12 protein-coding genes are annotated in these 16,105 nt (G+C 51.4%); 5 read left to right on the top strand and 7 right to left on the bottom strand.

The genetic code is table 11. The features are described from left to right. Positions 1–73: 73 nt before the first annotated feature. From PsAD46_RS02055 to PsAD46_RS02045, 3 genes are all read right to left on the bottom strand, one after another. Positions 74–1,387 carry an HlyD family type I secretion periplasmic adaptor subunit gene (locus PsAD46_RS02055; RefSeq protein WP_063306033.1) on the bottom strand — a complete coding sequence of 438 codons (1,314 nt, stop codon included), beginning with the start codon at positions 1,385–1,387 and terminating at the stop codon, positions 74–76. Beyond that, positions 1,387–3,141 (bottom strand): type I secretion system permease/ATPase, encoded by a 1,755-nt coding sequence (locus PsAD46_RS02050; protein WP_063306032.1) that lies wholly within the window; start codon positions 3,139–3,141, stop codon positions 1,387–1,389. Before PsAD46_RS02050 ends, PsAD46_RS02055 begins: the two co-directional genes overlap by 1 nt. 92 nt (positions 3,142–3,233) lie before the next feature. Next, on the bottom strand, positions 3,234–6,809 hold the full coding sequence (locus PsAD46_RS02045) for a hypothetical protein (protein ID WP_063306031.1): 3,576 nt from the start codon (positions 6,807–6,809) through the stop codon (positions 3,234–3,236). A gap of 625 nt (positions 6,810–7,434) precedes the next feature. On the opposite strand from PsAD46_RS02045, the gene PsAD46_RS02040 reads away from it, so the two are divergent. After that, on the top strand, positions 7,435–7,650 hold the full coding sequence (locus tag PsAD46_RS02040) for a hypothetical protein (RefSeq protein WP_063306030.1): 216 nt from the start codon (positions 7,435–7,437) through the stop codon (positions 7,648–7,650). 92 nt (positions 7,651–7,742) lie between these two features. Here the strand turns inward: PsAD46_RS02040 and PsAD46_RS02035 are convergent, their stop codons facing one another. The 3 genes from PsAD46_RS02035 to PsAD46_RS02025 are packed head-to-tail and all read right to left on the bottom strand — an operon-like array spanning position 7,743 to position 10,595. Then, entirely contained in the window at positions 7,743–8,555 is an 813-nt protein-coding gene (locus tag PsAD46_RS02035; RefSeq protein ID WP_063294339.1) for a heme ABC transporter ATP-binding protein, read from the bottom strand. A gap of 9 nt (positions 8,556–8,564) precedes the next feature. Continuing rightward, positions 8,565–9,668 (bottom strand): iron ABC transporter permease, encoded by a 1,104-nt coding sequence (locus tag PsAD46_RS02030; RefSeq protein WP_063294340.1) that lies wholly within the window; start codon positions 9,666–9,668, stop codon positions 8,565–8,567. Positions 9,669–9,680: 12 nt separating this feature from the next. After that, positions 9,681–10,595: an ABC transporter substrate-binding protein gene (locus PsAD46_RS02025; RefSeq protein ID WP_244273166.1), complete on the bottom strand. Its 915-nt coding sequence runs from the start codon at positions 10,593–10,595 to the stop codon at positions 9,681–9,683. A 412-nt stretch (positions 10,596–11,007) separates the two neighbouring features. Between PsAD46_RS02025 and PsAD46_RS02020 the strand changes: the two genes are divergently transcribed. The 4 genes from PsAD46_RS02020 to PsAD46_RS02005 all read left to right on the top strand — a co-directional run bounded on the left by PsAD46_RS02020 (position 11,008) and on the right by PsAD46_RS02005 (position 13,497). After that, positions 11,008–11,331 carry an antibiotic biosynthesis monooxygenase gene (locus PsAD46_RS02020; protein WP_057463125.1) on the top strand — a complete coding sequence of 108 codons (324 nt, stop codon included), beginning with the start codon at positions 11,008–11,010 and terminating at the stop codon, positions 11,329–11,331. A gap of 122 nt (positions 11,332–11,453) precedes the next feature. After that, entirely contained in the window at positions 11,454–11,858 is a 405-nt protein-coding gene (locus PsAD46_RS02015; RefSeq protein ID WP_057463126.1) for a MarR family transcriptional regulator, read from the top strand. Between the two features lie 118 nt (positions 11,859–11,976). Further along, positions 11,977–12,414, top strand: coding sequence for a PaaI family thioesterase (locus PsAD46_RS02010; RefSeq protein WP_057463127.1), 438 nt, complete (start codon positions 11,977–11,979; stop codon positions 12,412–12,414). A gap of 366 nt (positions 12,415–12,780) precedes the next feature. Further along, on the top strand, positions 12,781–13,497 hold the full coding sequence (locus PsAD46_RS02005) for a GntR family transcriptional regulator (RefSeq protein ID WP_057463128.1): 717 nt from the start codon (positions 12,781–12,783) through the stop codon (positions 13,495–13,497). 91 nt (positions 13,498–13,588) lie between these two features. Here PsAD46_RS02005 and gyrB read toward each other — a convergent pair whose 3' ends face one another. Further along, complete coding sequence (gene gyrB / locus PsAD46_RS02000; protein WP_063286294.1) at positions 13,589–16,042, bottom strand: DNA topoisomerase (ATP-hydrolyzing) subunit B; 2,454 nt, start codon at positions 16,040–16,042, stop codon at positions 13,589–13,591. Positions 16,043–16,105 lie beyond the last annotated feature (63 nt).

The raw sequence follows: 16,105 nt of genomic DNA, 5'->3' as shown, positions 1-16,105 counted from the left end.
GCAGAGTAGGGGCTTTTGGTCGCGTATCTTTATCCGAAAACCGGTTTCCACTTTTCGGCGATACACGGCGTCCCTACTCACGCATTGCGTGGGCGATCTGATCGACCATTGGCTTCATGATGTATGAGATCACCGTGCGGTTTTCTGTCTGAATGAACGCCTCAACCGGCATACCCGGCACCAGATTTTTACCACCCAGTTTGTCCAGCTGATCTTCTGAGATTGTCAGCTCAGCCATATAGAAGCTGAGACCGGTTTTGGGGTCTTCCAAAAGATCAGGTGAGATCGTCTTCACCTGAGCTGTCAGCTCGGGTGTTGTGCGTTGATCAAAGCTTGGCAGGCGGATCGTTGCTTCCTGATTGGGTGTCAACTGATCCACATCGATTGGCTGCACCTGCGCTTCAATCACCAGAACGTCTTCACGTGGCACAACTTGCATCAACACCTCACCGGGAGCGATAACACCACCGATGGTGTGAATGGTCAGGTCGTGCACTGTGCCAGACTGAGGTGATTTGATTTCCATGCGCATCAGCTGGTCCTGTGCAGCAATCTTCTTTTCTTCAAGCTGAGCAACCTCTGCCCGGACTTGCTGAAGCTGTTCCAGTGTCTTTGTCAGTACATCTTCTTCGATCTGCATGATCTGAATATTGCGTTCCGCGATGGCTTCTTCTGTCTTAGCGACCTGAGCTATGAAGTCCCCATATTCACCCTGAAGCTTGGTTTTTTCGCGCTTGAGAGCTGTGACACGTGACTCTGTGACCAGTCTTTTGGCCAGCAGCTTGTTGAGGTCTTCCAGTTCGCCATCGATCAGGCTGATCTCGATTTCTTTGGCATCTCTTTGTTGAGACAGTCCATCAATTTGCTTTCTATACTGCTGAATCTGAGCACGCATCTGGTCCTGTCGGCCACGCAGGTTCTTGGTCTTCGCAACCATCATCCGGCGTTGCCCTTCCTGAATGGTGTTCAGGACCTGAGAATGTGCATCATCTGTGGCTCGTGTTGAGAAGAGTATCTCTTTTTCTCCATCACGTTCTGCGATCAAACGGGCTTCCTGCGAGTAAAGATTGTCGAGCTGTTTGGTCACGACAGCAAGGTTGGCGCGGGTCACCGTGTCATCAAGGCGGAGCAGGGTGTCTCCCGCATCAACGGTATCCCCATCAGTCACCATGATGGAGCGGACAATTCCGCCTTCCATGTGCTGCACATTCTTGGTGTTGGTCTCAACGACAATGGTACCGGGAGCAATAATTGCGCCGCGGATTTCCATCAGGCCGCCCCAGAGGCCTACGCCTCCAACAAGGATAACAACCAGAAGACCAGCGCAGATCAGATGGAATCTAATGCTACTCTTGATCTGCTTGTCACTTTCAGAATGATTATACATTATGCTGCTCCTCGTTTGGCAGGAGCTTTAATTGCTGCTTTTTGCGGGACTTGCTGAGTTTGAACCGGGGTTACAAGTTGCTTCATAACCTCATCTCGCGGACCAAAGGCAGCTTGTCGGCCATCATTGAGCACGAGTACCTTATTAACCGCCGCAATCGCACTTGGGCGGTGGGCAATGACAATGACGATCTTACCTCGGCCCCGCATCAGCTTGATCGCATGGGTCAGGCAGGCTTCACCTTCAGAATCCAGGTTGGAGTTAGGCTCATCCAGAACGATGAGGAAAGGCTCACCATACATGGCACGGGCGAGGGCGATGCGCTGACGCTGGCCGCCAGATAAGGCATAACCACCACTACCGATAATCGTGTTGTAACCATTCGGCAGGCCTGTGATGAACTCATGGATACTGGCAATTTTCGCAGCTTCGATGACGTCATCAGGATTTACATCTTCCTTGAAGCGGGAAATGTTCTCCGCAACCGTGCCATCAAACAATTGAATGTCCTGCGGCAAGAAGCCCACAAATTCACCGATGCGCTCCGACGTCCATTGATCAAGCTCTGAGCCATCAAACCGGATTGACCCTGTCAGCGCATTGGTGATGCCGACAATCGAGCGGGACAATGTTGACTTGCCAGAACCGGACTTACCAATCACGCCAAGGCCTTCGCCAGCTGCAAGACTAAACGAGATGCCTTGCACGATTGGTTGACGGATACCAACCGGACCGCATGCCACACTGTCCAGATCAACTTTCTGATGCGGAAGGGGCAACTCCATCACGTTGTTGGTGTCATCTTTATTTTCGACTACCTTGCGCAAACGGGTGAGGCCTTGTCGCGCAGCCAGAAAGCCTTTCCATTGGGAAACGGCTTGCTCAACAGGAGCCAAGGCACGGGAAGACATGATTGAAGAGGCAATCATGACACCAGAGGTGACCTCCTGCTGGATAACCAGCCATGCGCCCATGCCAAGCATGGCGGACTGCAAGATGAAGCGGAAGGTTTTGACGGCTGTTGAGAAAAAGGCAGCTCGGTCACCCGCTTTGCGCTGCTTGACCAAGTAGGCATCATTGCCCTTGTGCCATCTGTTCTTCATCGTCTCCATCATGCCCATAGCCTGAATGACTTCAGCATTGGAGCGACTGGCTTCAACGATAGCAGAGCGGCGGTTTGTTTCGGCTGCAGCCTCGCTTGAAGGTCTGCGGGAGGTAAGTTCATTCACTCCAACGAGCGCACAAATGATCAATGCGCCACCGATTGCCATCATGCCAAGATAGGGATGGAAGAGGTACACGATACCGAAATAAAGTGGCATCCACGGCAAGTCGAAGATGGCAGCAGGGCCTGGGCCTGAAAGGAAACTGCGCACCTGATCCAGATCCTGAACCGGGCGCATCTTTGCACCTTTGGGGCCGAGAATAAGTGGTAGGCTCGTTGAGATTTCGTAGGAAACACCAGAAAGCTGGGCATCTACACGTTGCCCAAGACGGGACAAAACACGACTGCGAAGTGTTTCCAGAATTCCATAGAAAAGGAAAAGGACGCCAACAAGGGTTGCTAAAACGACAAGCGTTGGGACCGACCCACTCGCCAGCACGCGGTCATAGACCTGCAGCATAAAGAGTGGTCCTGTCAGCATCAAAATATTCAACAGCATGCTGACGCCACCAATTCCAACCAGTGCGGACCTTAGAGATCTGAATGCACTGGTGATTACAGATTCTTTCTGTCGTTGGCTGCCGGGCATAAGCTTTTCTCTCAATTGCTTCGGGAATTAAAGCAAGAAACCCCCTCCCGGTAATGACCGGGAGGGAGCAGTTCTTTTCGTTAGCTCATCGATCAGATCAAGTTATCGTCCTGATTGACCGAATGCATCTGATCTACAACACCGCCTTCTTCAGTTACGATGGTGTTGAAGTCGTCAGCTTCGAAGTTCTCCGCAGAGAGGTCTTCTACGCTGATGCCGTTCAAGGTGTAGGTGTGACCACCGTTATCCAGAACCTCGATCACAACACTGTTGTTCTCTTCCGTGATCTGAACCTGTGATGCATTCAGATTACCGAAATCAATGGTGTCGGTAGCAGGGTCGAAGTTTGTTATGACTTCTTCTGATGCCCAATCCCAATTGATCTGAACGGTATCGCCTCCGATTGCTCCGTTGCCATTGGCCGCAGCTGCAAGAGCTGGTTCAGGAGCATTCTGAGCTTCACGAGGTCCAGTTTCCTGTTCAGCTTCCTGAGCAGAAGCGGCAACCGCATCATCATCTCTGTCATTGGAAGCAGCTGCTTCCTGTGCAGTGGTTGATGCTTCAGGAGCCTCTGGAATGTAGGTAGAGTCTACACTTTCAGCTTCGGACTGAGTTCCCACATCTGCCAGATTTTCAGCATTTGACAGGAAGTCATCAATCTTAGCCTGAGCAGCTGCATCATTTGCGATGATGCTGTTTGCTGTCAGATCAGCTACGACAATGCCAACCAGCAGAAGTGACCGACCACCGTTACCCGGCAGAGTGAACAACACACCATTGTCGGTCTGTTCCACTTCGAACTGGCCGCCGCCAATCCAACCGATGTTCACGGTATCCTGTTCCGGATTGAAGTTTGCGACTTCTTCCTGCTTGCCCCACTGCCAATCCAGTGTGAACTCACGAGGTGAACCATCGCCCGGATCCACTGGATCTACAGGATCGACCGGGTCAGGATCTGGGGTTGGGTCTGGGTCCGGAGTTGGATCTGGATCCGGAGTTGGGTCGACAGGTGGCTGTGAACCTTCACCGCTGAGCAGATCAAGGATTTCCTGCAATGTAGATGGATCTTTGATGTCGAAGTTATCGGCATTCAGATCCTCAAGGAACACACCTTCCAGCAGGAGGGTTTGTCCACCATTTGAAGGCAGGGAGATCACGAGACCGTCTTCAGATTCTGTAAAGCTAATCTGGTCTGCACTGATCCAACCAATGCTAATCTTATGTTCCGCTGGGTTGAAGTCGGTGATAACGCTGTTTTCACCCCAAGCCCATGTGAACACGACCACTCCATCACCAGGAACCTGACCTGGAGTGCCTGTACCCGGATCAACTGGGTCAACCGGATCGACTGGATCAACCGGGTCAACTGGGTCCGGATCTGGATCAGTTGGGTCGACTGGGTCAACCGGATCAGTTGGTCCGAAGTCACCCGGTCTGGTCTGGTGGCCATCCGTTGTGTCGCCAGCTGGCGCTTCCGGAGTCAACAGGCCTTCACGGCTAACGAGGGTTACGTCACCCTGATCAAAGCCGAATGGAACTTCAAGGTTATCTTCCATAACCTGATCGAAGTGGAATTCCAGCTGACCTGGAACCAGATCATCAAGAGAAATGCCTTCGAACAGGAAGCTCTGACCACTTGGCAGAGTAGAGATCAACAGGCCGTCATCGGTTTCTTCAACGCTCAGACGCTCACGTGTACCGTAGTACAGGAAGCTGATCTTCATGGATGATGGGTCAAAGTCAGAGATAACTTCGTGTACGCCGTACTCATGAGACCGGATGTAGACTGTGTCGTCTTCGCGAGGGCCCACGCCTTGTTCCCAAGAGACCACGCCACCAAGATCTTGACGGAGGTGTTCATTACCGACCACTCCGAAGTCTGAGATGTCGACATCCTGGAAGGTGACGCCCTGCACGATTTGTGCAGAAGAGCTCCACGGGCTGTCGAGAACAATTTCACCGGCAGGAGACTTGGTCACGATGAGGCCGTGAACAGATGTTCCGCCGAAGTCCAGCTCGTCCCGATCAGGGTCAAAGCCAACGATATCATCTGCGTTTACGTCAGCGCGGAACTTGGAACCACCTTCATCGGTCGTGCCGGTGACTGTTGGTGGGTTTGAACCGTCGTTGTCGTAAACAAGCTCGTATCCGCCGCCCTGACTTGGGTCTGGTACTTCAACGGTCTCACCAATGGCAGAGACAACTTCGTTGAACGCAGACTGGTCTGCGACAGAGAAGTTTGCCAAAGACAGATCGGAGAGTGTCACACCCTGGAAGATGGTGGTGGACATGATGTTACCGAACTGATCAGTGATCACAATGCGGACTGTTTGTCCGAGTGCGTCGCCGCTTTCCTCGAAGATTTCAAACTGTTCGCCAGTCACACCTTCCAGAATATGGATCATGTCAGAGGATGGATCGAAGTCTGCGATGACCTGAGACTCACTGTCCAGACCGAGCATATACATGTCGCCAGTATGGCCACCATGCCCATCATCGCCATCGCCTGGATGACCATGACCATCGTCACCATCACCTGGATCAACCGGGTCGACAGGATCTACCGGTTCAACGGGATCAACCGGATCCACAGGGTCTACCGGATCAACAGGATCGGTTGGTTCTTCAGGCTGAGTGTTTCCGCCAACAAGGTCTCTGATCAATTCAGCTGCTGATGCATCCTGAATGGAGAAGTTTGCCAGTGTCAGGTCAGCAAGTGCAACGCCGGCCAGGAGCAGCGTCTGCCCGCCATTGGACGGAATAGAGAAGAGCACACCGTCTGGTGTTTCGGTTACTTCAAGCTGGTCAGCACTGATCCAGTCAACGAAGATCACGCCATCTTCTGTATCGAAGTCGTTGACGACTTCCTGTTCACCATAGGACCATGTGACGACCACATCGGCATCTTCTTTTGGAACACCAACGCCTGGCAGAGTGCCGTTCAGGCCTTCTTCACCAGTCAGACGATCCTGGAAGTAGTCGATTGCTTCATCAACAGTTGGGCTTTCAAAGCCGCCAAACTGCTCAACATACTGCAGAATAGAGGTACCGTATTCATCCTGAGAAACGTTGCCGCCCTGCAGGAGAGCAAGTGTACCGTATGCGCCACGCAAGTGGGCAGCAGCCAAAATACCCGTCAGTGTGAGGGTTACGCTGACATCCTGACCGTTCTGCTCGTAGGTGAAATCCTGTCCAATAAAGTCGTCCAGTGACTGGCCGCTGTTGGACAATCCGTTTTCGATAATCTGGAGATTGAAGCCAAATGCTTCCTGAATGGCAACTTCCTGTGCTTCAGGAGTCATAAACTCTTCTAGTGAGTCGACGCCGTTTTTACCGGTCCAGGTGCCATCCCAAGTGTTAGTGGATGCGCCGTTGCCGTAAAAGACATCATCATCATAGTAGCCCAGATCGATAAGCAGAGCTTCACCGAACTGGTAGCCGACGAACCCAAGTGAGTTGGTGGAGCGATAAGACATCGCACTCCATTGGTCGTCGTTCAGATCCCCCCAACTGTCATACTCTGGAAAGAAGTCTTGCACCGGACCGCCTGCCCATTCAGTGAGCTGCCAATCCTGAATTCTGCCGTCGTTGTATCTTTCGCGATCCCAACCGGATTCGAAAGCCCGCAATGCGTCACGGAATTCGTCATATGTGCCACGATAGTCCATTGTATTCCCTCAGTTTTTATTGAGAGGTCCCAGACAACTCCGAAATTAAAGGAGCAAGCCGAATTGCTAAGGTCCGGAAGGCTCACCGAGCCGCTCTCGTTAAAAACGAACGCTGATGCGATCTGACTGCAATTTTGATCTTTGCGTTTCCAACAGCGCATTGTTTGCAGTGCATCTGATCGCTTCCGCGTTCGACGAGGCTGATTTTTCTGGAAATTGGGGCCAAATTTCGAAAGAAAAATGGAGTATTTATTACAGACGAATTTAAAAAAATCTCTGCGATTCAATGTTTTACATCACAGAATACCGTTTTTAGAATCTGATGATTCTGTTTTCTCTCAGTATTTCCGCGGCTTAACGATTCTATTGATTTAGAAAGATCTTTGGTATTTTATTGGCGTTTAAGGTGCCTTATTTGCCTTATTTGGCTTGTATTACTTTAGGATATGTACCTACACATTATTGTGAATTATGCGGATATCACAGGTGCTGAACGCACTATCAGGCTTCCGACTCAAAGTGCCTAAGCAATCCCTAAAATTCTACCCGCATACATTGCTGATTTTAGTGACCGGCATTTGCCCCCAAAATAAGAATGGTGACTAGTTCATTCTGGGAGGAAGCTATGGCCACGATCGCTATCAGCATGGCTTTGGCTCTGTGCTCTACGTCCATTGCTCTTTTGTTTCTTGCCGTGAAAAACAGGTGGTCTGCCCGCTATAGGGTTCTCAGGCGCAAAGCACCGATCAAAGGGGAGTTTTCCCTCCACCCGCTTAATCTCATTCGTGAAGAAGAAGAGAAGATCGAGAAAGAGCGCCTTAAGCGGCGGGACGATCTTTAAGGGCGCTTGCTCTGTTTTTGTATAGTCAGAACAGCAAACGGCCTGGGTTGCCCATCCAGGAACGCAGGCCGCAAAGCGTGATTATGCTGTACTTAGGACGGACGTAGCTCTGACCAGGATTTGCCGAGGTTCCGGCCCTTTGCCAGATGACCCCACTTGGTTTCCAGCATGCGGTCATCAAGATGGTAGACCGAGCGGAGTAGGTCGGTTGTTACAACATCCTGCGGCGTGCCGTGCGCAACCAGATTGCCGTGGTCCAGCACAAAGATCTTGTCGGCATAGACGCAGGCCAGATCGATATCATGAAGGACTGCGATAACACCGCCACCTTCATTCGCGTATTTGCGGCCTGTCTCCAGTACGTCGATCTGGTGCTTTAGATCCAAACTCGCGGTCGGTTCATCCAGAAACAGATAGTTGGCACGGCTATTTTGTCTTGGTTCCCAAACCTGACAAAGCACACGGGCCAAATGAACACGCTGTTTTTCGCCGCCAGACAGTTCCTGATAGTACCTATTCAGGTAGGACGTGAGACCGACACGATCCAGAGCTTCCAGAACACGCGGGCGTAGTTGCTTTGCGCTTAGGCCGTGACTGCCGGAGACCAGACCCAGCATAACAACCTCTTCAACAGAGAACGGAAAGGACAGCTGCGAGCTTTGAGGCAACACCGCCCGGCGGCTTGCAAGCTCGACTGCGGGGACTGACCAGATAGACGTTCCATCCAGCATTACGTCGCCTTCCGATGGCGACAAATCACCCGTCAGGCATTTGAGAAGCGTCGACTTACCGGCGCCATTGGGGCCGATGATTACCGTCAGTTCTCCCGGACAACTGCGGAAGTAGATGTCTCGGAGAAGTTTTTTTGTGCCAATGCTTACCGTGATGTTTATTGCCTCAAGCATCTGGGATCCTCACAATTGGACTTGGTTTTTGCGGCCAAGCAGGATGGAAAGGAACACAGGTGCGCCAATGATTGCTGTGATGATGCCGATTGGCAGTTCAGCAGGCGCGACCACCGTTCTGGCAACAACATCAGCGGCAACCAGTAAGGATGCACCGAGCAATGCGCAGGATGGCAGGAGGAAGCGGTGGTCTGGTCCAATGAGCAGTCTTAAGACGTGGGGCACAACAATCCCGACAAAGCCAATTGCACCAGCCGCCGCAACAGAGGCTCCGGTTGCACCCGCAACCAGAATAATAATCAAACGTTTGAGGTGCTGTGTGTTGAACCCCAGATGAAAGGCTTCAGCCTCACCCAACAGAAATGCATTCAAACCTTTTGCGATGAATGGGAGAGAAGCGAGCACAGCCAGAGCAAACGGAAGTGTGGACCAAACTCTTGGCCACGTGGAACTTCCCAGTCCGCCCATGCCCCAGAATGTCAGGTCTCTGAGTTCTTCGTCTGTGCTACCGAAAACGAGAAACCCTGTGACAGCACCAGATAATGCGCCAAGCGCAATGCCAGCCAGCAGCATGGTCGCGATGGAGGTTTGACCTCGACGGGTTGCGACTTTGTAGAGCAGGGCGGTTGTTGCAGCACCGCCAACAAAAGCGCCCCACGGAAGGAGGTAGACCGAATAGTCATCCAAAATCCATGCAGGCAAACCGGAAGACAGAGTGATCACGCAGACTGCGGCGAGGGCAGCGCCCGATGAAACTCCCACCAAACCCGGATCAGCAAGGGGGTTTCGGAACAAGCCTTGCATCATCGCACCGGAAGCAGCAAGAGAGGCGCCAACCAGACATCCGAGTACCGTTCTTGGCATACGAATATCCATCAGAATGACTTTGTCTCGGAGCGTGAGTGCGGTTTCATCACCGAAGAGCCAGTAATCAATCGCGCCGAATATGTGTGAGACGGAAACCTCTGTCGGCCCCACGGCCAACGACACGAAGCAGACAACCAAAAGCAACAGGGTTAGTGCCTTAACTGCGTACTGCTGGCAGATTTCTCTGCTTGTTTTTGCATGGGTTACTGGTGACTTGAACGCCTCAGACAGTGTCATCTCACTCATGGCCGCCTGACCTCACGATTTTACGTCAGATTTAGCTGCGATTTTCACAAAGCGATCGCTCAGATCTCGAAGGGCTTGCGCTGTGCGAGGGCCAAAGCCGAGGAGATAGACGCCATCCATGACGATGAGATTGCCGTTTAGGCCCGCAGGGGTGAGGTTGAAACCTGGTTCTTTGAGAATTTTTGATTGGTCGCTTGAGCCCGGACGAGACATCATCATCACAACATCAGGAGCCGCTGCAATCAGCGCTTCTTTGGAGACTGGTTTGTAGCCGCGCAGGTTTGCAAACACATTGGTTGCGCCAGCCAGTCCGATTACGGCATGAGCCCCTGTTTCGCGGCCTGCGACCAGCGGTTTTCCACCTCCTTCAGAGATGACAAAGACAACTTTGAGCGGTTTTGCTTGCAGATGTGCGTAGGCTATTGCCTCATCAAGATCTGCTTTGACCTTCGCTTTCAGCGCTTTTGTTTCCTCTGGAAGCTGCAATGCGGTTCCGACTACATCAATCTTCTCAAGAATACCTTCCGGGGAATAAACCTCTTTCACTTCCGTCAGCTTGATAGAGGCAGCTTTGAGGACATCAACCGCTGTTGATGGGCCTGAACCTTCCATCATGAGGATATGATCTGGGTTGGTTGCGAGCACGCCTTCTGCGCTGAGAGCTCTCATGTAACCCACGTTGGGAAGCTTTGTTGCCTCCTCGGGATAGAGACTTGTGGTGTCGACAGCCGCCAACCGATCCTGAGCTTCCAGTGCGTAGACAATTTCTGTCAGAGATGAGCCAATCGAGATAATACGCTGATCATTTTGTGTGCCCTCAGCCTGGACCTGACCGATAAACATTCCAAAGAACAAGCTCAGGAGCGCTGCGGCCACATAAGGAAGCATGAGAGAAAATGAATCGAGGGCTCTGGTTAGAACACGCATGGTAGCACCCATTTGAGAGGAGGTATTTCATTCCTTCGGGCATGAGTGGCTTCTGGCTTCCCAAATTCGCCCAGTTCGTAAAACGCTATCTTTCAAAATAACATGAGTGAAATACTCATATTTATATATCGGGTCAATCTCTAAATTGAGCTAGGAAGGAAGACAGGCAAATATAAGAAATAATACTTGACTATTAAATTCATATTTTTCTACATACGCGGATCGAGAGCCTTTAAATGGCGCATCGTTAAGACCATTTTGCCAGCCAAGCGGTTTAAATCGCTAGCCAGCCTCCGCATACCCCTCCCATTCCTATTGTGGTATGTGTTTTGAGAGTGGCTCTGAAGACCTGAAACTTTGCTGAGCTTTTGACTGGAAAGGCTCATGTACTAATTGGCTAAGGAGTTCCGGCGTGTACATCGCAATGAACCGTTTCCGCGTGGTGCGGGGCAAAGAAGAAGAGTTTGAAACCGTTTGGAAAAATCGTGAGCGTCACCTGAGCTCCGTTCCCGGCTACATCGAATTTCGTATGCTCAAAGGCGAGACAGCTGAAGACCATACCCTTTATGCATCCCATACCACCTGGGATACCTATGAGAATTTTGTCGGCTGGACGAAGTCTGAAGCGTTTGCATCTGCTCATAAAGGCGCTGGCACCCGCATGAACTTCTATCTGGGTGGCCCACACTTTGAAGGCTTTGAAGTCATCCTGACCGAGACCCGCGAAGTCGCTTAAAGCCTTCCTGACTGGAAGCTGCAACTTGCTGTAGCTTCCTTTCTCCCCCGTCCAAAGTATCAATTGCGCCGCTATATTTTGTGTGCAAACTATTTGTATGCAAAATTTATGGAGTGTCTGTGATGCGCTTAGATAATTGCATTTTTTATCTGCTTTCCCGCAGCGCCAGAAGTGGTGCGCGGTTTTACAAGAAGCAACTGGAAGAACTGGGGCTCACACCGGTCCAATCTATTGTGTTGCAAGCCCTTGCTGTTCAAGACGGATGCACAACGTCTCAACTGGGCAAGGCTGCCGAACTGGACAATGCAACACTTACCGGTGTGCTGGACCGGCTATGCCCCGCCGGGTATCTGGAGCGCAAAGCAAGCCCGGAAGACCGACGGACCCAGCATATTTTCCTCACCAAGCAAGGTCAGGAAGTTTCCGAAATTCTTGACAGTTTAACCGAAGACGCGAACGCCAGATTTCTTGCGGAGCTGAGTGATCGTGAGAGGGACGATCTCAAGGCGCTTCTCACCCGGCTTTAAGCTGGGCGCTCAAATTCATTTGAGCATTGTTTTCATTGCGTAATCTGACTGAACACCAGCAATCACTTGCAGGATTACGCCTTTATCTCAAAGATTTTCAATAGGACGGATTGAAAAGATGGACGTAAAAGTGATGTCAGGACTGGAGTTCCTGAAAGCCATGCAGAAAGCGGGCAATCGTCCGCCAATGGCGGAAACCATGAATGTAGACCTTGATTGCATTGAGGATGGTCTGGTTCGTTTTAAATGCATGCCAACGAATGATCATCTCAACCCGGGCGGTACAGTGCATGGCGGCTATGCTGCGACAGCGCTGGATTCCGTTCTTTCTCTTGCGGTTCAGACCAAGCTCAAAGACGCCTTCAATTTCCGCGGCACCTCAGAACTCAACGTCAAGTACATACGTCCCATTAAGGTAGGGCAGGTTCTTTACGCTGAAGGCCGCGTGGTCAGCATGACGCGCCAGACCGGGATCTCTGCCGGAGAAATCGTCGACGAAGAAGGCAAAATTTACGCCTACGCTTCTGGAACTGTGATGATCAAACCAGAATCCTGATCGCATAGTTTTGGATAGGAGCACATAATCGCCTCTATGTGCTCCTTCTTTTGTGGACAAATTAGCTGGCTAAATTAATTTATTTTTGTCTGCTATATTTCCTGTTCCGTTGGTTGAAACTCTTCAAGACTGCCAATTAATTAGAATTTATAGCTTTGAAATTGTGTCTTTTTATTCGATTAAATAATAGTTACAATGAAGGGCGCAACAATACGCCCTACCCCTAAGGAACTATATTTTACAATTGCACGTAACATAGTTTACACGCTATACGTGCTTATGGTGTTCCTGTGATGAGAAATCCGAAGCTATTTAGTGTAATGTGCTCTCGGATTCGTCTCTATCCAAAAAAAAGCGCTTTCTGTCATGCTGCACTCGATCTCGGACCGCTCGCTCGTTTCTCGCTTTGGAATTTCTCCCTGGTCATCCACCAGCAATCGTAAAAGTGACGCTGTCTATCTTTATCTGGAAGAACAGATCATCGTTGGTGCTCTTAAGCCTGGTGAAGCAATTGCCGAACAGACGGTAGCTGATGCGTGTGATTGCGCGCAGGGAACTGTACGTGAGGCCTTGCTTAAACTTCAGCAGTCCGGCTTGGTGGTACGGCACGATTACAAAGGTACTCGCGTTGCGGGTATCAGCCGCGCTGAAGCTGTCGAGATTGTCAAAATCCGCATGCAGCTGGAAGAGCAAGCCGGACGAATGATTGCCTCCAACATTTCAGGCGAGACGCGCGACCGGCTCTTCGAAATTCTGGATGCTATGTGTCAGGCAGCCGATGACAACGAGGTGTTTCTTTGCAGCGCTTATGACCGCCTCTTCCATGCAACCCTGTTCCGTCAGGCAAACTTGCGCGGACTAGAGCCAATTCTGGAACGTTGTGCGCTCCATATGCATCGTGTGACGCTCTCTCACCGAGACATTCCACTCAATGGTGCTGACATTCATGAAAAGCATATTGCGATCATCGAAACGCATTGCAATGGCACGCCTGAAGAAGCTGCAAACGCTGCGCGTGGGCATGTAAGCTTCCTGTTTGACCGCTGGATGTCAGAGCACACCTTCCTTAGTCTTTCCATTTAGACCGTCGCCAGCCTTAAGCTGGAGCTGGGCATAACAAAAGCCGGAGTGCAGAAGCATCCGGCTTTTGTTGTTTCTTATGCTTACGCGTTGCTTAGACGTCGAGGTTGGCAACGGAGAGAGCGTTGGTTTGAATGAAGTCGCGGCGTGGCTCAACTTCATCGCCCATCAGCTTGGTAAAGATGTCATCAGCTGCGTCAGCTTCCTTGATCTTCACCTGCAGCAAAGAGCGTACATTCGGGTCCAGCGTGGTTTCCCAGAGCTGTTCTGGGTTCATCTCGCCCAGACCCTTATAGCGCTGCATGGAGATGCCACGACGCCCTTGCGCGTAAACAGCCTCCAGAAGGGCTTGAGGGCCGCGAATTTCGACAGACTTGTCTTTACGCACCAAAGATGCGGCCTTGTGATAGACCTCATCCAGATGCTTGAAGTAGCTGTCGAGGCGACGCGCATCTGCAGAAGCCAGTAGGGCAGCATCAATCGTGGTGACTTCTTTCACGCCGCGAACAACACGGCTGAAGATGAGATCACCCTCTTCAGTTGCTTCGCCTTCCCAACCACGCTCAAACTCGTCAGCCAGAATGTCCAGGCGACGCGCGATGTAAGCAGCAGCTTCCTGCGCTTTTTCGTGGTTGTGCAGGTTGTCGGAGTTCAGCGCACCGGCAATTGCAGCCTGCTCGACAACAGCTTTGTTGTAGCGGGAATGCAGGCCGTTGAGAACGTCGGAGATTTCACGCGCCTCGTTCACGACGCTGCGAAGGTCTTCGCCCATACGCACTTCGCCGCTTGCAAGGCTGAGTGACGTCTCATCCAGACCACTGCCGATCAGGTATTCTTCAAAGGCCGCTTCATCTTTCAGGTACTGCTCGGACTTGCCGCGCGTAACCTTATAAAGCGGAGGCTGAGCGATGTAGACGTAGCCATTTTCGATCAGATCAGGCATCTGACGGAAGAGGAAGGTCAACAGCAGCGTACGAATGTGCGCACCGTCGACGTCCGCATCGGTCATGATGATGATCTTATGGTAACGGAGCTTTTCGAGGTTGAATTCCTCGTTGCCGATACCTGTTCCCAATGCAGTGATCAGCGTGCCGATTTCCTGCGAGGAGATCATTTTATCAAAACGTGCGCGTTCGACATTCAGGATCTTACCCTTCAGCGGCAGCACAGCCTGATTTGATCTGTCACGGCCCTGTTTGGCAGAGCCACCCGCGGAATCACCCTCCACTATGAAGAGTTCAGCTTTAGAAGCATCGCGCTCCTGACAATCGGCCAGCTTACCGGGTAGAGATGCGATATCCAGTGCGCCTTTACGGCGTGTGAGCTCGCGAGCTTTACGAGCAGCTTCGCGAGCGCTCGCAGCTTCCACCACTTTGGAAACAATGGACTTTGCCGGTGCCGGATTTTCTTCCAGCCATGTAGAAAGCGCTTCACCAACGAGGTTCTCAACCACCGGACGGACTTCTGAAGAAACCAGCTTGTCTTTTGTCTGGGAGGAGAACTTAGGGTCCGGCACTTTCACAGAAAGCACGCAGGACAGACCTTCGCGGCAATCTTCGCCAGTTGGGTTTACTTTCTCACGCTTCAGGATCCCTGATGAATCTGCGTAGCCGGTCAACTGACGTGTCAGAGCGGCGCGGAAACCAGCAAGGTGCGTACCACCATCACGCTGTGGGATGTTGTTTGTGAAGCACAGAACGTTTTCGTGATAACTGGAGTTCCACCACATCGCCACTTCTACAGTGATGCCGTCTTTTTCGGCAATCATTGTAACAGGCTCTTCGATGAGTGGGTGCTTGGCTCGGTCCAGATAACGAACGAAAGCTTCCAGACCACCTTCGTAGTAGAGCTCTTCAACGCGAGGCTCAACACCACGATTATCTGTCAGGATGATACGGGCACCGGAGTTGAGGAAAGCCAGCTCGCGTAGGCGGTGCTCAAGGGTGTCGTAATCAAACTCAATTTTAGTGAAGGTTTGAGGAGATGGAGTGAAGGTCACCTCAGTACCGGATTTACCCGGAGCGTCGCCGACAACTTTCAAAGGAGCTTCAGCTTCACCGTGATGGAAGCGAAGGAAGTGCTCTTTGTCATTGCGGAATACACGCAGCTCCAATGTGGTGGACAGTGCGTTCACCACAGAAACACCCACACCGTGCAGACCGCCGGATACTTTGTAGGAGTTGCTGTCAAACTTACCACCAGCGTGGAGCTGGGTCATAATAACTTCAGCCGCAGAAATTCCCTCTTCCGAGTGAATGTCTACCGGAATACCGCGTCCGTTATCGGTTACCGAGACAGAACCATCAGCATTCAACGTAACGGTCACATAATCAGCATGACCGGCCAGCGCTTCATCGATGGAGTTGTCGACAACCTCATAGACCATATGGTGCAGGCCCGAGCCATCATCGGTATCACCGATATACATGCCGGGGCGTTTACGTACAGCATCCAGGCCTTTCAGCACTTTGATGGAATCTGCACCGTATTCACCTGCGCCATTTTCCTGCTCAGGTCCGCCATTTTCAGGGGTCGACGTTTCGCTCATTCGAATCACTTCACACAACGGTTTTCATTAGGGTTCATGTTATAATTGGTTGGGCAAATGGTT

The organism is Pseudovibrio sp. Ad46 (assembly GCF_001623065.1).
Lineage (GTDB): Bacteria > Pseudomonadota > Alphaproteobacteria > Rhizobiales > Stappiaceae > Pseudovibrio.
Note: the sequence above shows the minus strand (reverse complement) of the source record. Positions and strands in the feature narration are given on the sequence as shown.

Coding starts and splice junctions, on each gene's coding strand:
- PsAD46_RS02035 (WP_063294339.1), bottom strand. CDS start 8,555: ATGCTTGAGGCAATAAACATCACGGTAAGCATTGGCACAAAAAAACTT.
- PsAD46_RS02040 (WP_063306030.1), top strand. CDS start 7,435: ATGGCCACGATCGCTATCAGCATGGCTTTGGCTCTGTGCTCTACGTCC.
- PsAD46_RS02050 (WP_063306032.1), bottom strand. CDS start 3,141: ATGCCCGGCAGCCAACGACAGAAAGAATCTGTAATCACCAGTGCATTC.
- PsAD46_RS02025 (WP_244273166.1), bottom strand. CDS start 10,595: ATGCGTGTTCTAACCAGAGCCCTCGATTCATTTTCTCTCATGCTTCCT.
- PsAD46_RS02045 (WP_063306031.1), bottom strand. CDS start 6,809: ATGGACTATCGTGGCACATATGACGAATTCCGTGACGCATTGCGGGCT.
- PsAD46_RS02030 (WP_063294340.1), bottom strand. CDS start 9,668: ATGAGTGAGATGACACTGTCTGAGGCGTTCAAGTCACCAGTAACCCAT.
- PsAD46_RS02010 (WP_057463127.1), top strand. CDS start 11,977: ATGGACGTAAAAGTGATGTCAGGACTGGAGTTCCTGAAAGCCATGCAG.
- PsAD46_RS02005 (WP_057463128.1), top strand. CDS start 12,781: ATGCTGCACTCGATCTCGGACCGCTCGCTCGTTTCTCGCTTTGGAATT.
- gyrB (WP_063286294.1), bottom strand. CDS start 16,042: ATGAGCGAAACGTCGACCCCTGAAAATGGCGGACCTGAGCAGGAAAAT.
- PsAD46_RS02055 (WP_063306033.1), bottom strand. CDS start 1,387: ATGTATAATCATTCTGAAAGTGACAAGCAGATCAAGAGTAGCATTAGA.
- PsAD46_RS02015 (WP_057463126.1), top strand. CDS start 11,454: ATGCGCTTAGATAATTGCATTTTTTATCTGCTTTCCCGCAGCGCCAGA.